This window comes from Cupriavidus sp. MEYA8, assembly GCF_059278825.1.
On record NZ_CM181221.1, the window covers coordinates 479,624 to 496,571 of the forward strand.

A 16,948-nucleotide genomic window follows, 5' to 3' on the forward strand; every position below is an offset into this window, starting at 1 on the left:
GGAATCGGCATGTCGCTAAGCTCCGGGCTGCAATCGCTGGCCTTTACCCACCTGATCGTAATCCGCCATGGCGAAACGGCCTGGAACCGGGAGCGCCGGCTGCAAGGCCAGCTCGATATTCCGCTGAACGAGACCGGCCGCGCCCAGGCGCGCGCGCTGGCTGCCGCGCTGGCCGGCGAGCCGATCGATGCGGTGTATTCCAGCGACCTGTCGCGGGCCATGGAAACCGCTGCGCCGCTCGCCGAAGCGCTCGGGCTGCAGATCCGCCCCGACGCGCGCCTGCGCGAACGCAGCTACGGCACCCTGCAGGGCAAGACCTACGCCGAAGTGGCCGAGGACCTGCCCGAAGACTTTGCCCGCTGGCAGGCGCGCGTGCCGGACTACGCGCCGCCGCAGGGCGAATCGCTGCTCGGTTTCCACGAGCGCACCGTCGACGCCGTGCTGGCGCTGTCGCGCCGCCATCCCGGCGAGCGCATCGCGCTGGTCGCGCACGGCGGCGTGCTCGACTGCCTGTACCGCGAGGCCACCGGCATGACGCTGGAAGCGCCGCGCCAGCATGAGTTGCTCAATGCCAGTGTCAACCGGCTGCGCAGTGACAGCTCGCACCTGACGCTGGCGGCGTGGGGGGACGTGAGCCACCTGGAAAACCTGGCGCTGGACGAGGTGGACCGGCGAGTGCCTTGAAGCTTTGGATGTTCCTTCTCCCGCCCGGCGGGAGAGGGCTTCAGACCCTCACGCGGAACGGCGTGAAGTCGGTATGCCGGTCGAAGTAGTCCTCGTTCTCCGCCCGCTTCAGGAACCCAACCACCTTGTACGTCACCGGCGTCATCACGACTTCCCAGCCGGTCTTCAGCACATACTGCGCCACGGCGACCTGGACTACCTTCTCCAGCGGCCAGATGCCATAGAAGGCGATCACGTAAAACAGCGACGAATCCACCAGTTCGCCCGCCAGGGTCGAGCCGATCGTGCGCGTCCACAGCCACCGCCCCCCTGTCCACAGCTTCATCTTGGCCAGCACATAGCTGTTGGTGAAACTGCCGCAGCAGAATGCGATCAGCGACCCAAGCGCGATGCGCCAGGTGTTGCCAAACACATCCTGCAAGCTCTTCTGATAGTCCGCCATGAATGGCGCGACCGGCATGTTTAGCACCACCAGGCTCATGAAGGTGGCGAACGCCAGCGCGGCAAAGCCGGCCCAGACCACGCGCCGGTCACGGCCATAGCCGTAGACCTCGGTCAGCACGTCGCCAAAGATGTACGAAATCGGAAAGAACAGCACGCCGGCGCCGAAGGTCACCGTGCCGATCACGGGCAGCGTCACCTGCGCCGCCTTGGCCGCGCCGATCAGGTTCGAACACAGCAGCACGGTGACGAACGCCACCATGACGAAGTCATAGTAGCGGTAGACGCGGCCCGGTTGGGTCGTGCTGGCGGGGACGGCGGACATGGGGGCTCCCGGTCGGACGCGCTGGCGCGGTATTTTGGGCGCGATTATGCCAGCGGGCCGCGGATTCCGTCGTGCCTGCCGCGGACCGGTCCAAGCGTTGCTGCGGCCGCCTGAAATGAAGATTCCCGGCCGAAGCCGGGAATTTCGGATGCAGCGGCGCAGCCGGGTGGCCGCGTCAGATCTCCAGCTTGCTGATCTTGGAGCCGTTCACCGAGACGTCGAACATCAGGCCGGCATTGGTCTGCACGAAGGCAATCACCGGCTGCTGGCTGGTCAGGGTGTCGAGCCTGCCGTCCGCCCCGACCTTGGCCACCGCCACGTTGGCATCGGCGCCGGCGGTCCAGCCCTTGCTGGCAACAAACTTGTTGTAGGCCTCCGGGGTCATGAACATGATGATGACGGCCTTGGACTGCCCGCCGGCGGTCAGCCCGACCGAGGCCTGCGTGGTGCTGTAGTAGCCGACCGTCGCACCCTTCGATCGCAGCGCACCCTCGCCGTATTCGCCGCCTACCACCAGGCCGGCCGAGATGACACGCGGGAACACCAGGACCCCCTGCGCACGCTGCGCCAGGTCGCGTGCGCCGGCGTTGGCCGCGAACAGCCGGTTCAACGCCCCGTCCACCCCGGCATCGATTTCCTGCTTCTTGGCGACCGGGTCTTTCGAGGCGCTGGTGCCGGTGGTGGTGCAGCCTGCCGCCATTGCGGTGGCAACGAGCAGGCCCGAGCCGGCAACCCGGGTAACAAAGTGGCGACGATTCATAGGTAACCTCCTGGTGGGGAAAAGTACCGCGCCCGGCACGGTGTTTAGTTGGCTGCGGCCGCCGCCGGTGCCTTGACCGTGATGGCCACCACTTCACGATAGACGAGCTTGGCCATCTGTCCGCGCTTGATCTGGTTCAGGTCGATGGCGGGATCCTCGACCTTGACGGTGCGCAGCGTCTCGCGCGGTCCACGGAACGTGACCAGGCGCTTGGCCGGATCGACCTTGGTGATCTCGGCGGTGACCGTGGTGGTGATCTCGCGCGCGATGCCGGGCTTGCCGCCTTCGGCGGCGCGCGTGGTGCGGTCAACCTGCTCGGCCATGGCCGTGGTCTTGCTGTCGAGCGGCTCCAGCGATGCCACCAGGGCCGCGCCCCGGGTCACGGTGACGATGTCGCCCTTGCGCACCTGGCCGAAGTTCTTCGCTTCGTCGCCCGCGACCAGTTCGACCACATTGCCGCGCGGGCCTTGCACCAGCACCGCCTTGGAGTTGGGATCGATATCAATGATCTTGCCGCTGATCACGGCTTCTTCGGCGACGCCGACGGGACCCTGCGCACGCTGGGCGTTGGCGTTCCCGGCAGCCAGCAGCGCCAATGCGGCACTGGCCAGGGTGGCGGCGAGAAGGGACGAGGCGGAGCGGCGCAGGCGACGGCTCATGGCATTCCTTGCAGGTTCGGAAACCGGTTCACAATGGCGCCGCAACCGCGGGGCAACCTTGGGCTGCCTACTGGACGGTCATCGGCGGGCACCGGCAGGTGCCGATGAAGCCATTGTGGACAATGGGCCATGGGCCAGCAATCCACTTCGAAAAAATTTGGGGCGCGAGATTAAAACGTTTAATTGGCTGATGCCGACGCCCCGTCGCCGCGCCTTACTGCCCGTCGAACAACTCGCCGCCGCCAGGCTGCGGCGACGCCAGCCCGAAATGCCGGTAGGCTGCCGCCGTGGCCACGCGCCCGCGTGGCGTGCGCTGCAGGTAGCCCTGCTGTATCAGGTAGGGCTCGAGCACGTCCTCGATGGTGTCGCGCTCCTCGCCGATGGCCGCGGCCAGGTTGTCCACGCCCACCGGGCCCCCGCCGAACTTGTGCAGCACCGCTTCCAGCAATTTGCGGTCCATCAGGTCGAAGCCGACGCGGTCGACGTCGAGCATGGCCAGCGCGGCATCGGCCATCTCGCGCGTGATGGTGCCGTCGCCCTTGACCTCGGCATAGTCGCGCACGCGGCGCAGCAGCCGGTTGGCGATACGCGGGGTGCCGCGCGCGCGCCGCGCGATCTCCAGCGCGCCCAGCGGATCGATGCTGGCGTGCAGCAACTGCGCCGAACGCGTGACGATGCGCGCCAGTTCCTCGGCGTTGTAGAACTCCAGCCGCGCCACGATGCCGAAGCGGTCGCGCAGCGGATTGGTCAGCATGCCGGCGCGCGTGGTGGCGCCCACCAGCGTGAACGGCTGCAGGTCGAGCTTGACCGAACGGGCCGCCGGGCCTTCGCCGATCATGATGTCGATCTGGTAGTCCTCCAGCGCCGGGTACAGGATCTCCTCGACGACCGGAGACAGCCGGTGGATCTCGTCGATGAAAAGCACGTCGTTGGCTTCCAGGTTGGTCAGCAGCGCCGCCAGGTCGCCCGGGCGCTCCAGCACCGGCCCAGACGTTTGGCGCAGGCCCACGCCCATCTCGCGCGCGATGATATGGGCCAGCGTGGTCTTGCCCAGCCCCGGCGGGCCGAACAGCAGCACGTGGTCGAGCGCCTCGCGCCGCTTGCGCGCGGCGTGCATGAAGATATCGAGCTGCCCGCGCACCTTTTCCTGGCCGACGTACTCGTCCAGCAGCTTGGGCCGCAGCGCGCGCTCGAACGCCTCCTCCTGCGACGAGGCGGGGGTGGCGGAAATTACGCGGGCGGGGGCGGAAAGCTTGTCGGTCTCGATCATGGCGCTGATGGGGGATACCCCGGAAAACACCCCGCCATTCTACGCCTCAGCCCTTGGACAAGGCCTTGAGCGCCAGCTTGATGCCCTCGGACACGCCGGTGCCAGCCGGCACCTGCTTGATTGCCGAGGCGGCTTCCTTCTCCGAGTAGCCCAGCGCAAGCAGCGCGTTGAGCACATCGACGGCGCTGTCGGGCACCGCCGCGGCGCCGGGCGCATGCCCCAGTTCCGCGCCCAGCTTGCCCTTGAGCTCGAGCAGCAGCCGCTCGGCGGTCTTCTTGCCGATGCCCGGCACGCGCGTCAGCCGGCCCGCTTCCTGCAGCGTGATCGCCTGCGCCAGCTCGGATACCGACATGCCCGACAGTACCGCCAGCGCCATGCGCGCGCCGATGCCGCTGATCTTGATCAGCTCGCGGAAGGTATTGCGCTCGGCCGCCGTGCCGAAGCCGTACAGCAGGTGCGCGTCCTCGCGCACGATCAGCTGGGTCAGCAGCGTGACCGGCTGGCCCGACGCCGGCAGGTTATAGAAGGTGCTCATCGGTACGTCGACCTCATAGCCGACGCCATGGCAGTCGACCAGCAGGTGCGGGGGATTCTTCTCGATGAGGGTGCCGGCGATGCGTCCGATCATGTCTGGGCTTGTTGGGTAGGGGATGAAGCGGCCGCAAGTGTACCTCGCGGCCGCATTGCTGCCATCTTGCCGCCTCAGCGATTTGCATCGACCGCGCGGCGCCCCAGCGCCGGGTCGTCGGTGAAGAAGCCATCGACGCCGGCCGCGATGAACGCTTCCAGCTCGCGCACCATGCCCGACGGGCTGCGCGTGGCCTCGTCGCCGCCGGTCTGCAGCGCCTTGGGCAGGAAGCTGTTCTCCGGGCGGAACGTGTAGGGATGGACGAACAAGCTGGCGGCATGGGCCTGGCGGACCAACGCGGTCGGCGCGGCGAGCGCGCCCTGGGCGTCGCGCGGCACGACGCTGCTTTTCTCCGGGCCGATGCCGTCGGCGTAGGACGCCACCTCCCGCAGGCCAGTCGTATTCAGCATGTCGCCGAAGGTGCGGTTGTCGCCGGCGAGCTTCCAGTCGGCGGGACTCTTGCGCGGGTTGCCGACCAGTTGCACCAGCCTGACGTTGGGCTGCGCATGCCCGAACGTGCGGCGCAGCGCGCGCAAGCTGCCGCCTTCGAAGCACTGGATGAACAGCGGTGCCTGGCGGAGGTAAGGCTGGGCGCGCACCGCGGCGGCGAGCTTGTCTTCCATGGGCAGGCCGATGCCGCGGAAATAGCTCGGATGCTTCAGCTCGGCGTAGATGCCGATGGGTTTGCCGGTGCGAAGCGATGCCTGCTCGGCAAGGCGAACGATCTCATCGAAGGTGGGGATCTCGAACTGGTCGTTCAGCCGCGCATTGGCCGGGCGCAGGCGCGGGATGCGCTCGCGCGCGCGCAGCGTCTTGAGCTCGGCCAGCGTGAAGTCTTCGGTGAACCAGCCGGTCAGGCGCTCGCCGTCGATGACCTTGGTGCGCTTGCGGTCGGCGAATTGCGCCACGTCGGCGACATTGGTGGTGCCGGTGATGTCGTTTTCGTGGCGGGCCACCAGTACGCCGTCGCGGGTCATGACGAGGTCGGGCTCGATCGCATCGGCGCCGTCCTCGATCGCCTTGGTGTAGGCGGCCAGAGTGTGTTCGGGGCGCAGCGCGCTGGCGCCGCGATGGGCGATGACCAGCGCCTTCGGTTTCTCCGCGGCGGAGGGCTGCTGCGGCGTGCCTGTTGCCGGGGCCGGCGCCGGCGGCGCATGGGGTTTCGGCCGGGGCGCGGTGACACAGCCGGCGACCAGCATGGCGCCGGCAGCGGCCGCGGTGACCGGGATCCGCCAGCGCCGCAAGGCAAGCATTACGGGGCGGACGAGGACATCAATCTGGGTGGGCATTCAGTATTCCTGCGGGAAGTCGAATGCCTGATTGTAAGAGACTCGGGATGCTGGCTCAGCCGACCAGCCGGCCGCGTCGCACACGCATGCCCTTGCGCGCCAGTTCCGGGGCCATGCCGGCCAGTGTGCCCAGCGTATTGCCGCCGTTGGCATGGCAAATGGCCACGCCCAGCGCATCGGCCGCGTCGCTGCCGGGCTGGCCTGGCAGCATCAGCAGGCGGGTCACCATCTCCTGGACCTGCGCCTTGTTGGCGCGGCCGTAGCCGACCACTGCGACCTTCAGCTGCAGCGCGGTGTATTCGAATACCGGCAGGCCGTAGCCGACCAGCCCGCAGATCGCTGCGCCGCGGGCCTGCCCGAGCAGCAGCGTGGATTGCGGGTTGACGTTGACGAAGACCTTTTCGATCGCGGCGCAGTCGGGGGCATAAGTGCGGGAGATCTCGCTGATGCCGTCGTAAAGCGTCTTCAGCCGTTCCGGCAGGCTCTCGTTGCCGTTGCTCTTGATCGTGCCCGAGGCGATGTAGGCAAGCTTGTTGCCTTGTTTCTCGATCACGCCAAAGCCGGTGGTGCGGAGGCCGGGGTCGATGCCTAGGATTCGCATTTTGGGTTGAATTGGTGTTCGGTTTTGGCGCTGTGGTCGCTGTTGGTGACATGCTGTCGGCCGTTGAACCGCCTGGTTCCGCCCTCCTGGGCGGGTCACTTTTTGTCCGAGCGACAAAAAGTAACCAAAAAGCGCGTTTACGGCCCTGCGGGCGGGCACTCTTATCGTAGTATGCGGCGGTTTTCGTACGGGGCTTTGCTTCGTTGCAGAGCAGGACTGGCTGACGCCGTGGTGCGCCACGGTGGCTCGGCGTTGAAGCGATGTTTGAACGAGCCCAGAGCTGTGGCGGGCCCCTGCTGCTGGCGGCATGGTAGGAACGCCTACGGCTGCGCTGCGCGCCGGCCCTAAAGGCAGGGCTGCGCCCACGTCCTGGTCCGCGCTTCGGGCCCGACGTCCTCCACGACCGCGCTGTGCGAGCGCAGCGACGCACTCCGTGCCCGAGCATCCGCCTTACGATACTGAGCGCGCTCAGCGCAGCCGAAGGCGTTCCCCGCGTTGACGTCGGCAGCAGGCGGCCTACGCCCTGCATGGGGATCGTTCAATAGTGGCTCGACTCAGCCAATATCCCAAACTCACCTGGCGTAGCAGGTTCGAACCACTAGGCCATATCGAACGGAAATCACCGCCGCCCGAACCACCCACGCCGCCAAATTGATAGCCAGCCGCTCAGGCGACGCGTTTTTTGGTTACTTTTTGTCGCTCGGACAAAAAGTGACCCGCCCAGGAGGGCGGAACCAGGCGGTTCAACGGCCGACAGCATGTCATCAACAGCGTCGATTCCGCCCCGCCTGCAACCAGGCGTTTCAACGGCCGACAGCCTGTCACCAACAGCGACAAGCTCCAGCCGTCAAACAAAACAAAACCGCTTAATGCCTGAAATGCCGCGTCCCAGTCAGCACCATCGCAATCCCCCGCTCATCCGCCGCAGCAATCACCTCATCATCCCGCACCGACCCACCCGGCTGAATCACGCAGGTAGCACCCGCATCCACAACAACATCCAACCCATCACGGAACGGGAAAAACGCATCCGATGCCACCGCGGAACCAGCCAGCGTCAGCCCGGCATTCTGCGCCTTGATGCTGGCAATCCGAGCCGAATCCACACGGCTCATCTGCCCGGCACCAACACCCAGCGTCATGCCACCACCACAGAACACGATGGCATTGGACTTGACGAACTTCGCCACCCGCCACGCAAACATCAGGTCATCCATTTCCTTCGGCGTCGGATGACGGCGCGTCACCACGCGCAACTCCGAAGGCTGCACATTCTTGGCATCCGGGCTCTGTACCAGCAGGCCGCCGCCAACACGCTTGAAGTCGAACTGGTTGATGCCCTTGCCCAGCGGAATCTCCAGCAGCCGCACGTTCTGCTTGGCCGCGAACACTGCGCGCGCGGCGGCGCTGAACGACGGCGCGATCAGCACTTCGACGAACTGCTTGGCCACCGCCTGCGCAGCGGCTTCGTCCAGCTCCACGTTGAAAGCGATGATGCCGCCGAAGGCCGAGGTCGAATCGGTCTTGAACGCCTTCTCATACGCTTCCAGCGCGTTGGCACCCAGCGCCACGCCGCACGGATTGGCGTGCTTGATGATGACGCAGGCAGCCCCATTGGCCGCATCGAACGACTTCACGCATTCCCACGCCGCATCGGCGTCGGCGATGTTGTTGTACGACAGCTCCTTGCCCTGCAGCTGCACGTAGTTGGCCAGCGCGCCATCCACCGCCTTCAGGTCCCGGTAGAACGCCGCCGATTGATGCGGGTTCTCGCCGTAGCGCATTTCCTGGACCTTGTCGAACGCCAGGTTCAGCGTCTGCGGGTAGGCGCTGCGTGCCTGGTGCGACTTGTCGGCACCCAGGCTGGTCAGGTAGTTGGTGATGGCACCGTCGTACTGCGCCGTGTGCGCGAACACCTTGGTCGCCAGGCGGAAGTTGGTGTCATAGCCAACCGCATTGCCGTTGGCACGCATTTCGTCGAGCACCACGGCGTAGTCGGCCGGATCGACGATCACGGTCACGTCGCGGTGGTTCTTGGCCGCCGAGCGCAGCATGGTCGGGCCGCCGATGTCGATGTTCTCGATCGCGTCCGGCAGCGTGCAGTCATCCTTGGCCACGGTCTGCTGGAACGGGTACAGGTTCACCACCAGCAGGTCGATCGTGGGGATGTTGTGCTCGGCCAGCGCGGCCATGTGCTCGGGCAGGTCGCGGCGCGCCAGGATGCCGCCGTGGACCTTCGGGTGCAGCGTCTTGACGCGGCCGTCGAGCATTTCCGGGAAGCCGGTGTAGTCGGCCACCTCCGTCACGGGCAGGCCGCTGTCGGCCAGCAGCTTGGCGGTGCCGCCGGTGGAAAGCAGCGTCACGCCGAGCGCGTTCAGTTCGCGCGCGAATTCGACGATGCCGGTCTTGTCGGATACGGAAAGGAGGGCTTGCTTGATCATGGCTGTGGGAAACGCTTCAAATTCAAAGTAAACCGTGCTGCTGCAGCTTCTTGCGCAGCGTGTTGCGATTGATGCCCAGATAGGCGGCCGCCAGCGACTGGTTGCGCTCGGCGCGCACCATCACGGCTTCCAGCAGCGGCCGTTCGACGGCCTCGAGCACCATGTTGTACATATTGGACGGCTCTTCACCGTCCAGGTCGCGAAAATACGTGTCCAGGCTATCCCGGATGCACTGGTCGATAGCGTTGCGGCTCATGCGGCAAGCAACTCCCCGTTATTGTTGTTGTTCGCTTCGTCTTTATCTTGTTTGCCCTGCTCGTCGTCCACGTACACCAGCCGGTCCGAGTACTGCGCCTGCTCGTCGAAGAAGGCGTTGACCGCCGCCAGTTGCTCGGTGGTGGATTCCAGCGTGTTCATCCGGTGCCGGAACAGGTTCGCGCCGCGCAGGCCGCGCGTGTACCAGGCAATATGCTTGCGCGCGGTGCGCACGCCGGTGAACTCGCCGTAGAAGGCGTAGTGGTCTTCCAGGTGCGCGTTCATGATCGCGCGGATCTCGGCCACCTCCGGAGACGGCAGCATTTCGCCGGTCTTCAGGAAGTGCTCGATTTCACGGAACAGCCACGGCCGGCCCTGCGCCGCGCGGCCGATCATGATCGCGTCCGCGCCGGTCAGCGCCAGCACCTGCTTTGCCTTCTGCGGCGTGGTGATGTCGCCGTTGGCGACCACCGGAATCGAGATCGCTGCCTTGACCGCGGCAATGGTCTCGTACTCGGCGTCGCCGTGGTACAGGTCGGCGCGGGTGCGCCCGTGGATGGTGAGCATGCTGATGCCCGCGTCCTCGACCATGCGCGCGATGCGCAGCGCATTGCGGTTCTCGCGGTTCCACCCGGTGCGGATCTTCAGCGTGACCGGCACGCGCTCGCCGACGGCGGCGACCACCGCCTCGACGATGCGCACCACCAGCGGCTCGTTCTGCAGGAGCGCAGAGCCGGCGGCCACGTTGCACACCTTCTTGGCCGGGCAGCCCATGTTGATATCGATGATCTGCGCGCCCCGGTCGACGTTGTAGCGCGCCGCCTCGGCCATCATCGACGGCTCGGCACCGGCGATCTGCACGGAGATGGGCTCGACCTCGCCGGCGTGGTTGGCGCGGCGCATGGTCTTTTCGCTTTTCCACAGCTGTGCGTTGGACGCCACCATTTCCGACACCGCATAGCCGGCGCCGAGCTGCTTGCACAGCTGGCGGAACGGCCGGTCCGTCACGCCCGCCATGGGGGCGACAAACAGGTTGTTGCGGAGTTGGTGAGGTCCGATCTGCACGATAGAGCGACGATAGCGCGGGTTCTGCTGGGGGCCCTGCCGCCCTGGCGGCGCGCGCGCCGCCGACGGGATCGGGATGGCCTGCTCTGGCTCGGGAGCACTTGTGGCGATCGGGCGAAACAGAGACGAAACGGAAAAACATGCCCCTGCCGAAACTGCTGCCGGCGATGGATCGGGACATGTGCGAGGCCGAGATTCTACCGCCAAACGGGAGTGACTGCCCAAGAATTGAGCATCGATGGCGCAATCTGTAGCGGGATCCGTGGCGCGTGGCGCACGCGCCACAGATCCCCGATGCCAGTTTTCAGCGGCGCATGCCGAACATCATGTGGCGCGCCAGCGCGTGCCGCAGCGGCGGCAGGCAGGCCAGTGCCGCCAGCGACGCCCCGCGGGCATGCGCGGCAAGCGGGTAGGGCACGCCGAACAGGCGCGGCAGCAGGTCGGTGACGCCGATGGTGACCGCGCGGTCGAGCCGATGCCGGCTGGCAAAGGCCTGCAGCGCCTGCGGCGTGCAGGCGGCACGCAGCGAATCGGCCAGCGCGAAGGCGTCGCGCAGGCCCAGGTTGAGGCCCTGGCCCGCCACCGGGTGCAGCGTCTGCGCCGCATTGCCGACCGCAGCGACGCGGCCGCTGACCGTGACCGGCGCGGCGTTCAGCCCCAGCGGGAAGGCATGGCGCTTGCCCGCCAGCGTGAAGTAGCCCATGCGGTCGCCGAAGGCATGGCCAAGCTCCAGCGCGAACTCCGCGTCGGGCAGCGCCAGCCGTCGCGCGGCCTGTTCGGGCGGGCAGCACCACACCAGCGCGTAGCCGGCAACGCCATGTTCGTCGTGGGGCAGCAGCGCCAGCGGGCCTTCGTCGGTAAAGCGCTCCCAGGCCCAGCCCGGCTGCGGCCGCGAGCAGGCCACATGGGCGATCACGGCGGTCTGCCCGTAGTCGCGCGTGCGCGCGCCGCGGCCCTGGTGCCGGGCCTGCTCGTGAAACAGGCCGCCCTCGGCCTGTATCGCCACCCTGGCGGTAAAGCGCGCGACCTGCCCGTCATGGGCGGTGCCAGTCAGCCGCACCGTGCCGCCGTCGGGATCGTCGCCAGTGCCGGCGGATGGCGCCTGCTCGATCTGGTCGATGCGGGTCTCGAATACGCGCTGCAGCCGGTCGGCGGGGCAAGCCTGCGCGGCGCGCGCGAGGGCGCGTTCGAGCACATCGCACAGCTCGCCATAGCGGACCACATAGCCCAATGCCGGCACGCCGTAGTCGTCATGGTGCAGCCGGACATGGCCGAAGCGGCCGCGCTGCGACACGTGGATATGCTCGATCGGGCTGCCGGGCACGGGCCACGCGCCGATCTGCTCGAGCAGCTGGCGGCTGCCGTGCGACAGCGCGATCGCGCGCGGGTCGCGCGCGGCGCGCGCCGGCGTGGCCGCATCGATCAGCGCGATGCGCCAGTCGGTGGTGCGCAGCAGCTGGCAGGCCAGCGCCAGTCCCACCGGGCCGCCGCCGACGATGGCGATGTCCTGGATATCAGCTGGCGCGGCCGGCATCGTCACTGCCTCCTGCATTGCCGCCGGTGCCATCGCTGCCGCCGATGCCAGTCTCGCCGGCCCCGCGCTTCCAGCAGATCGCGTCAGTGCGCGACTTGCCGGCCGCAGCGTCGCGCAGCGCATTGTCGAGCTTCTGCTGGCTGAAGCCGGGCAGCGCGCGCAATTGCTCGAGCAGCGCGGCATAGTTGGCGGCATCGGCCGGGACCACACAGCCCTGGCCGCTGTCGGGCGCGCCGACCAGGATCAGCCAGGCAGCGCCCGCCCAGGGTTCGCGATTGGAGACGCGGACCACGACGCGTTCCAGCGTATCCCATGCGATTTCCTCGCGCTGCCCATCGGGGCGGTGCACCACGACGCGGTCGTCGAACAGGTTGATGATGAACGGTTCCGACGGGTTGCGCGGTTTTGCGGCCGCAGCCTGGGTGCTGCCCTGGCCGGGAAAGAGTCTGCGCAGCCAACCGATCATCGCCGGCCTCCGGCATCGCGCATCAGCGCTTCGATCTCGTCGGCATGCACCGGCACGCCGCGGGTGATCAGCTCGCAGTCGCCATCGGTCACCACGGCGTCATCCTCGATGCGGATGCCGATATGCCAGTAGCGCTCCGGCACGTCCTGCGCCGGTCGCACGTAGATGCCGGGCTCGACGGTCAGCACCATGCCCGGCTGCAGCGGCCGCCACGGGCGCTCGCCTTCGCCGCTGTGGCTGGCGACGCGGTATTCGCCCACGTCGTGCACGTCCATGCCGAGCCAGTGCCCGGTGCGGTGCATGTAGAAGCGGCGGTAGCTGCCGCTGGCCAGCACGTCGTCGAGCGTGCCTTCCTTGTTGCGGTCGAGCAGGCCGGTATCGAGCATGCCTTGCGCCAGCACGCGCACGGCGGCATCGTGCGGCACGTTGTAGGGCACGCCGGCGCGGGTTTCGGCGATCGCAGCTTCCTGCGCCGCCACCACCAGGTCATACAGCTCGCGCTGCGCGGGCGAAAAGCGCCCCGACACCGGGAAGGTACGGGTGATGTCCGAAGCGTAGCCGTCGAGCTCGCAGCCGGCGTCGATCAGGCACAGGTCGCCATCCTTCAGTTCGGCCGGGCCGGCGCGGTAGTGCAGCACGCAGGCGTTGGGGCCGGCGGCGACGATCGAGTTGTAGGCCACGCTCTGCGCGCCGTGGCGGCGGAATTCATAGAGCAGCTCGGCTTCGAGGTGGTATTCGCGCAGGCCCGGGCGCGTGGCGTGCATCGCGCGCACATGGGCGCCGGCGGAGATTTCGCCCGCGCGGCGCATGATGGCCAGCTCGCCCGCGTCCTTGAACAGCCGCATCTCGTCAAGCAGCGTGCGGATATCGATCGCTACCGACGGCGCCGACACCCCGGCACGGCCCTGCATGCGCACGGCGTCGAGCCAGCGGCGCATCTGCACGTCGGTGCGGGTCGACTCGGCCAGCGGGTAAGCGACCTGCGCGCGATTGGCCAGCAGCGGCGGTAGCGTCGCATCGATCTCTTCGAACGAATGCGCCTCGTTGAAGCCGAACGCGGCGCGCGCCCCTTCGGGGCCGTAGCGGAAGCCGTCCCAGATCTCGCGCTCCTCGTGCTTGGGGCGGCAGAACAGGATGCTGCGGTCGGCATCGGCCGGGTCGCCCGGCGCGCCGGCCACCAGCACCAGCACGGCCTCGGGCTCGGTGAAGCCGGTCAGGTAATAGAAATAGCTGTCGTGGCGGTACGGATAGTCGCTGTCGCGGTTGCGCATCGCTTCCGGCGCCGTAGGCAGGATCGCCACGCCACCGCCGCCGGCGCGCAGGTGCTGCAGCACACGGGCGCGGCGTTCGCGGCAGGCGGCGAGGAGGGCGTTGTCGGGTGCGGACATGGTGTGGCCTGGGGAAGAGGAGGATCAGGCCGATTCTAACGCCGCCGGGCGCGTTGCAGCGGCGGTGCTGCAAAAGGCGCGTCGCGCCACTGCCATGGCGCGCTTCCATACCCCTGATTCAACGCCCCACGGAGGCGACCGGCACAGGCGCAATACTGGCGTCCAGCTCTGCCAGCTGCGCCGGCGTCCCAACGTTTTCCCAGCGCCCGTCGAAACGTTCTCCGCTGGCGGTGCCGGCGGCGATCGCGGCGCGGTAGAAGGGTGTCATGGCGACCCGCGTGCCAGTCGCGATGCCGGCGAACAGGCGCGTATCGTACAGGCCGATATTGCCGAAGGTGAGGCGCTCGCCGTGGATCGGGTGCTCCTCCAGCGATAGCCGCCCTTGCGCGTCCATTCCGAAGTCGCCACGCGGATGGAACGCGGGGTTGGGCACCATGACCAGGTGCATGCGCGGCTCGGCGGCGCCGGCTATCGCGACGGCGCGGGGCAGGAGCTTGCGGAAGTCGTAGTCGCAGAAGATGTCGCCCGACACGGCCAGGAAGATCTCGCCGCGGGCCGGGTCGTGCGACAGCAGCGGCAGGGCCTTGGCGATGCCGCCGGCGGTTTCCAGCGCCTCGGTTTCGGGCGAGTACGCGATGCGCACGCCGAAGCGGCTGCCGTCGCCGAGCGCGGCTTCGATCTGCTCGCCCAGCCACGCATGGTTGATGACGATGTCGCGCAGGCCGGCGCGCGCCAGCGCTTCGATCTTCCAGACGATCAGCGGCTTGCCGCCCACGGCCAGCAGCGGCTTGGGGCAGGTATCGGTCAGCGGGCGCATGCGGTCGCCGCGGCCGGCGGCGAAGATCATGACCTTCATCAGAACAGGGCCTCCAGGGCAAGCAGCGCGGCCATGCCGCCGGCAATGGTCCAGCCGACGCTGCGGGTACGCGCGGCGATCAGGATGGCGACCACGCCGGCCACCAGCCGCGCATTGGTAGGGGTGAGCGCGAGCTCGCCGCCCTGCATCAGCAGGTCGGGGGCGATCAGCGCGGACAGCATGGCGGCCGGGACGAACTGCAGCGCGGTCCGGAACCACGCCGGCAGCCGCACGCGGCCTTCCACGGCAATGAATGACAGGCGGATCAGGAAGGTCGCCAGGCCGGCGGCCAGGAAGACCCATAGCAAGGTCAGCGCATTCATGCGGCCTCCTTGCCGACCGAGCCGGCCCGATCCGCCGCGCCGGCCCGGCGCGCGCCGGGGCGGTTGCCGCGGCCCAGTACCAGCATGCCGGCGGCGATGCCGCCCAGCGCCGCCACCATCAGCCCGAGCTTGTGCGGCAGGCTGTAGCAGGCCACCGCCAGTATGCTGGCGGCCACCGCAGCGGCCACGTGCGAGCGGTGCTTGAGACCGGGCACGATGATGCCGATGAACGTCAGCGGCAGGAAGAAATCGAGCGGCCAGTCGCGCGGCACCTGGGCGCCGACCAGCACGCCGGCCAGCGTCGACACCTGCCAGCTGGCCCACAGCGCGAAGCCGCCGCCGAAGTAGTACCAGTGGCGGTATTGCGCGCGCGGGCCGGTATCGCCCAGCCGGTGCGTCATCGCGGCGAAGGCCTCGTCGGTCAGCAGGTAGGCGATCAGCGCCTTCCAGCGGCGCGGCAGGTGGGCCAGCGTGGGCGCGATCGTCGCGGAATACAGGGCGTGGCGCAGGTTGACCATGGCCACCGTCAGCGTGATCACCACCGCGGGCGTGCCGGCGGTCCACAACTGGGTCAGGATCATCTGCGAGGCGCCGCCGAACACGATCGCGCTCATGGCGCAGGCCAGCCACGCCGGCATGCCGGCGCCGACGGCCAGCACGCCGTAGATCAGGCCGAACGGCACCACGCCAAGCAGCATCGGCGCGAGCGCGCGCGCGCCGGCCAGCCATTCGCCGAGGGCGGTGATGGCGGGACTGGCGTCGGAGGCGTGCGGCCGGGCCGGGTGGTTGGCGTCAGGCACGTCGTCAGAAGGTATAGCCGGCCGGGCTGGCCGCGCCTTCCAGCGCATCCAGGAGGCGGATCAGCTTGCGCAGCTCGGTATAGCGGCCGGCAACGTTGCGGGTGTACTTCAGCACCAGCGGCAGGTTGGCGAGGTAGCCGTCCTTGCCGTCGCGGTGGTACAGGCGGGCGAAGATGCCCAGCACCTTCAAGTGGCGCTGCAGGCCCATCCATTCGAAATCGCGGTAGAACTCGCCAAAATCGGCATTGACCGGCAGGCCGGCCTTGCGCGCGCGCTCCCAGTAGCGGATCAGCCAGTCGAGCTGCTGTTCCTCATCCCATTCGATATAGGCGTCGCGCCACAGCGAGACCGCGTCATAGGTGATCGGGCCGATCACCGCGTCCTGGAAATCCAGCACGCCAGGGTTGGAGCCGCCGTCCAGCACCATCAGGTTGCGCGAGTGGTAGTCGCGGTGCACGTAGACCTGCGGCTGCGCCAGGTTGTTGGCAAGCAGCGTATCCATTACTTCACGCAGGTCGGCCTGCTGGGCGTCGCCCAGTGTGGCGCCAAGGTGTTTGGCCACGTACCACTGCGGGAACAGGTCGAGCTCGCGCTGCAGCAGCGCGCGGTCGTAGGCGGGCAGTTCGCCGGGGCGGGTGGCGGCCTGGATGCGGACCAGCGCCGCGGCGGCGTCGGCATACATGCCATGGGCGGTGGAGTCGTCCAGCCGTGACAGGTAAGTCTGGCTGCCCAGGTCCGCGAGCAGCAGGAAACCCTGCGCCAGGTCCTGCGCCAGCACGGTCGGCACGGTCACGCCGGCCGCGCCGAACAGCTGGCAGACGTGGATGAAGGGGCGGCAGTCCTCGTGCGCCGGCGGCGCGTCCATGACGATGGCGGTCGGGTGCGCCGGGTTGCCGGTGCGCACGCGGAAATAGCGCCGGAAGCTGGCATCGGCCGATGCGGGCACGCAGGAGTCGGGATCGGCGGACCATGCCGGGCCAAGGCCGGACACCCAGGCCTTGAGCTGGTCCAGGCGCGGGTCGTGGGGAAGAGCTGCCATACAGGAAGGGCGCGGAAAAATATCGTGGAGCGGGGCAAGCCGGCCGCAAGGGCAGGTTTGGATGCCCCGTATAATACCCGACCAGACCCGGGCGCCGGGCGGCCCCCGGGAGGGGCCTTCGTTG

General features: G+C 68.0%; 18 protein-coding genes. 1 reads left to right on the forward strand and 17 read right to left on the reverse strand.

The window, feature by feature from the left end; translation table 11 throughout:
• Positions 1 to 9: 9 nt before the first annotated feature.
• A complete protein-coding gene (locus AC5WJ1_RS02235; protein ID WP_133093732.1) occupies positions 10 to 684 on the forward strand; it encodes a histidine phosphatase family protein in 675 nt (224 codons plus the stop codon).
• Positions 685 to 724: 40 nt separating this feature from the next.
• On the opposite strand, the gene AC5WJ1_RS02240 is transcribed toward AC5WJ1_RS02235, so the two are convergent.
• The 17 genes from AC5WJ1_RS02240 to AC5WJ1_RS02320 form a co-directional block, all read right to left on the reverse strand.
• Positions 725 to 1,450 (reverse strand): queuosine precursor transporter, encoded by a 726-nt coding sequence (locus AC5WJ1_RS02240; protein WP_133093733.1) that lies wholly within the window; start codon positions 1,448 to 1,450, stop codon positions 725 to 727.
• Positions 1,451 to 1,625: 175 nt separating this feature from the next.
• Entirely contained in the window at positions 1,626 to 2,210 is a 585-nt protein-coding gene (locus AC5WJ1_RS02245) for a BPSL1445 family SYLF domain-containing lipoprotein (protein WP_133093734.1), read from the reverse strand.
• Positions 2,211 to 2,254: 44 nt separating this feature from the next.
• Positions 2,255 to 2,869 (reverse strand): hypothetical protein, encoded by a 615-nt coding sequence (locus tag AC5WJ1_RS02250; RefSeq protein ID WP_240745920.1) that lies wholly within the window; start codon positions 2,867 to 2,869, stop codon positions 2,255 to 2,257.
• A 214-nt stretch (positions 2,870 to 3,083) separates the two neighbouring features.
• On the reverse strand, positions 3,084 to 4,139 hold the full coding sequence (gene ruvB, locus AC5WJ1_RS02255) for a Holliday junction branch migration DNA helicase RuvB (protein ID WP_133093735.1): 1,056 nt from the start codon (positions 4,137 to 4,139) through the stop codon (positions 3,084 to 3,086).
• Positions 4,140 to 4,185: 46 nt separating this feature from the next.
• Positions 4,186 to 4,767, reverse strand: coding sequence for a Holliday junction branch migration protein RuvA (gene ruvA, locus AC5WJ1_RS02260; protein ID WP_133093736.1), 582 nt, complete (start codon positions 4,765 to 4,767; stop codon positions 4,186 to 4,188).
• A gap of 74 nt (positions 4,768 to 4,841) precedes the next feature.
• On the reverse strand, positions 4,842 to 6,020 hold the full coding sequence (locus AC5WJ1_RS02265; protein ID WP_135706207.1) for a glycerophosphodiester phosphodiesterase: 1,179 nt from the start codon (positions 6,018 to 6,020) through the stop codon (positions 4,842 to 4,844).
• A gap of 91 nt (positions 6,021 to 6,111) precedes the next feature.
• Complete coding sequence (ruvC, locus tag AC5WJ1_RS02270; protein ID WP_133093737.1) at positions 6,112 to 6,657, reverse strand: crossover junction endodeoxyribonuclease RuvC; 546 nt, start codon at positions 6,655 to 6,657, stop codon at positions 6,112 to 6,114.
• A gap of 866 nt (positions 6,658 to 7,523) precedes the next feature.
• Positions 7,524 to 9,098 (reverse strand): bifunctional phosphoribosylaminoimidazolecarboxamide formyltransferase/IMP cyclohydrolase, encoded by a 1,575-nt coding sequence (purH, locus tag AC5WJ1_RS02275; protein ID WP_063236800.1) that lies wholly within the window; start codon positions 9,096 to 9,098, stop codon positions 7,524 to 7,526.
• 22 nt (positions 9,099 to 9,120) lie between these two features.
• On the reverse strand, positions 9,121 to 9,354 hold the full coding sequence (locus AC5WJ1_RS02280) for a Fis family transcriptional regulator (RefSeq protein ID WP_019447044.1): 234 nt from the start codon (positions 9,352 to 9,354) through the stop codon (positions 9,121 to 9,123).
• Positions 9,351 to 10,418: a tRNA dihydrouridine synthase DusB gene (dusB, locus tag AC5WJ1_RS02285; protein WP_133093738.1), complete on the reverse strand. Its 1,068-nt coding sequence runs from the start codon at positions 10,416 to 10,418 to the stop codon at positions 9,351 to 9,353. The genes AC5WJ1_RS02280 and dusB overlap by 4 nt, the downstream gene beginning before the upstream one ends.
• A gap of 304 nt (positions 10,419 to 10,722) precedes the next feature.
• Positions 10,723 to 11,952 (reverse strand): UbiH/UbiF/VisC/COQ6 family ubiquinone biosynthesis hydroxylase, encoded by a 1,230-nt coding sequence (locus AC5WJ1_RS02290; protein WP_195430599.1) that lies wholly within the window; start codon positions 11,950 to 11,952, stop codon positions 10,723 to 10,725.
• The gene (locus AC5WJ1_RS02295; RefSeq protein WP_135704466.1) at positions 11,933 to 12,418 is read right to left on the reverse strand and encodes a hypothetical protein; all 486 of its coding nucleotides are present in this window, start codon (positions 12,416 to 12,418) and stop codon (positions 11,933 to 11,935) included. Before AC5WJ1_RS02295 ends, AC5WJ1_RS02290 begins: the two co-directional genes overlap by 20 nt.
• Complete coding sequence (locus AC5WJ1_RS02300; RefSeq protein ID WP_195430602.1) at positions 12,415 to 13,806, reverse strand: aminopeptidase P N-terminal domain-containing protein; 1,392 nt, start codon at positions 13,804 to 13,806, stop codon at positions 12,415 to 12,417. The genes AC5WJ1_RS02295 and AC5WJ1_RS02300 overlap by 4 nt, the downstream gene beginning before the upstream one ends.
• 118 nt (positions 13,807 to 13,924) lie before the next feature.
• A complete protein-coding gene (murU, locus tag AC5WJ1_RS02305; protein WP_135704470.1) occupies positions 13,925 to 14,662 on the reverse strand; it encodes an N-acetylmuramate alpha-1-phosphate uridylyltransferase MurU in 738 nt (245 codons plus the stop codon).
• Complete coding sequence (locus tag AC5WJ1_RS02310) at positions 14,662 to 14,985, reverse strand: AzlD domain-containing protein (RefSeq protein ID WP_133093742.1); 324 nt, start codon at positions 14,983 to 14,985, stop codon at positions 14,662 to 14,664. Before AC5WJ1_RS02310 ends, murU begins: the two co-directional genes overlap by 1 nt.
• A complete protein-coding gene (locus AC5WJ1_RS02315; RefSeq protein ID WP_255519884.1) occupies positions 14,982 to 15,683 on the reverse strand; it encodes an AzlC family ABC transporter permease in 702 nt (233 codons plus the stop codon). The genes AC5WJ1_RS02310 and AC5WJ1_RS02315 overlap by 4 nt, the downstream gene beginning before the upstream one ends.
• 106 nt (positions 15,684 to 15,789) lie before the next feature.
• On the reverse strand, positions 15,790 to 16,824 hold the full coding sequence (locus tag AC5WJ1_RS02320; protein WP_195430604.1) for an aminoglycoside phosphotransferase family protein: 1,035 nt from the start codon (positions 16,822 to 16,824) through the stop codon (positions 15,790 to 15,792).
• Positions 16,825 to 16,948: the final 124 nt, after the last annotated feature.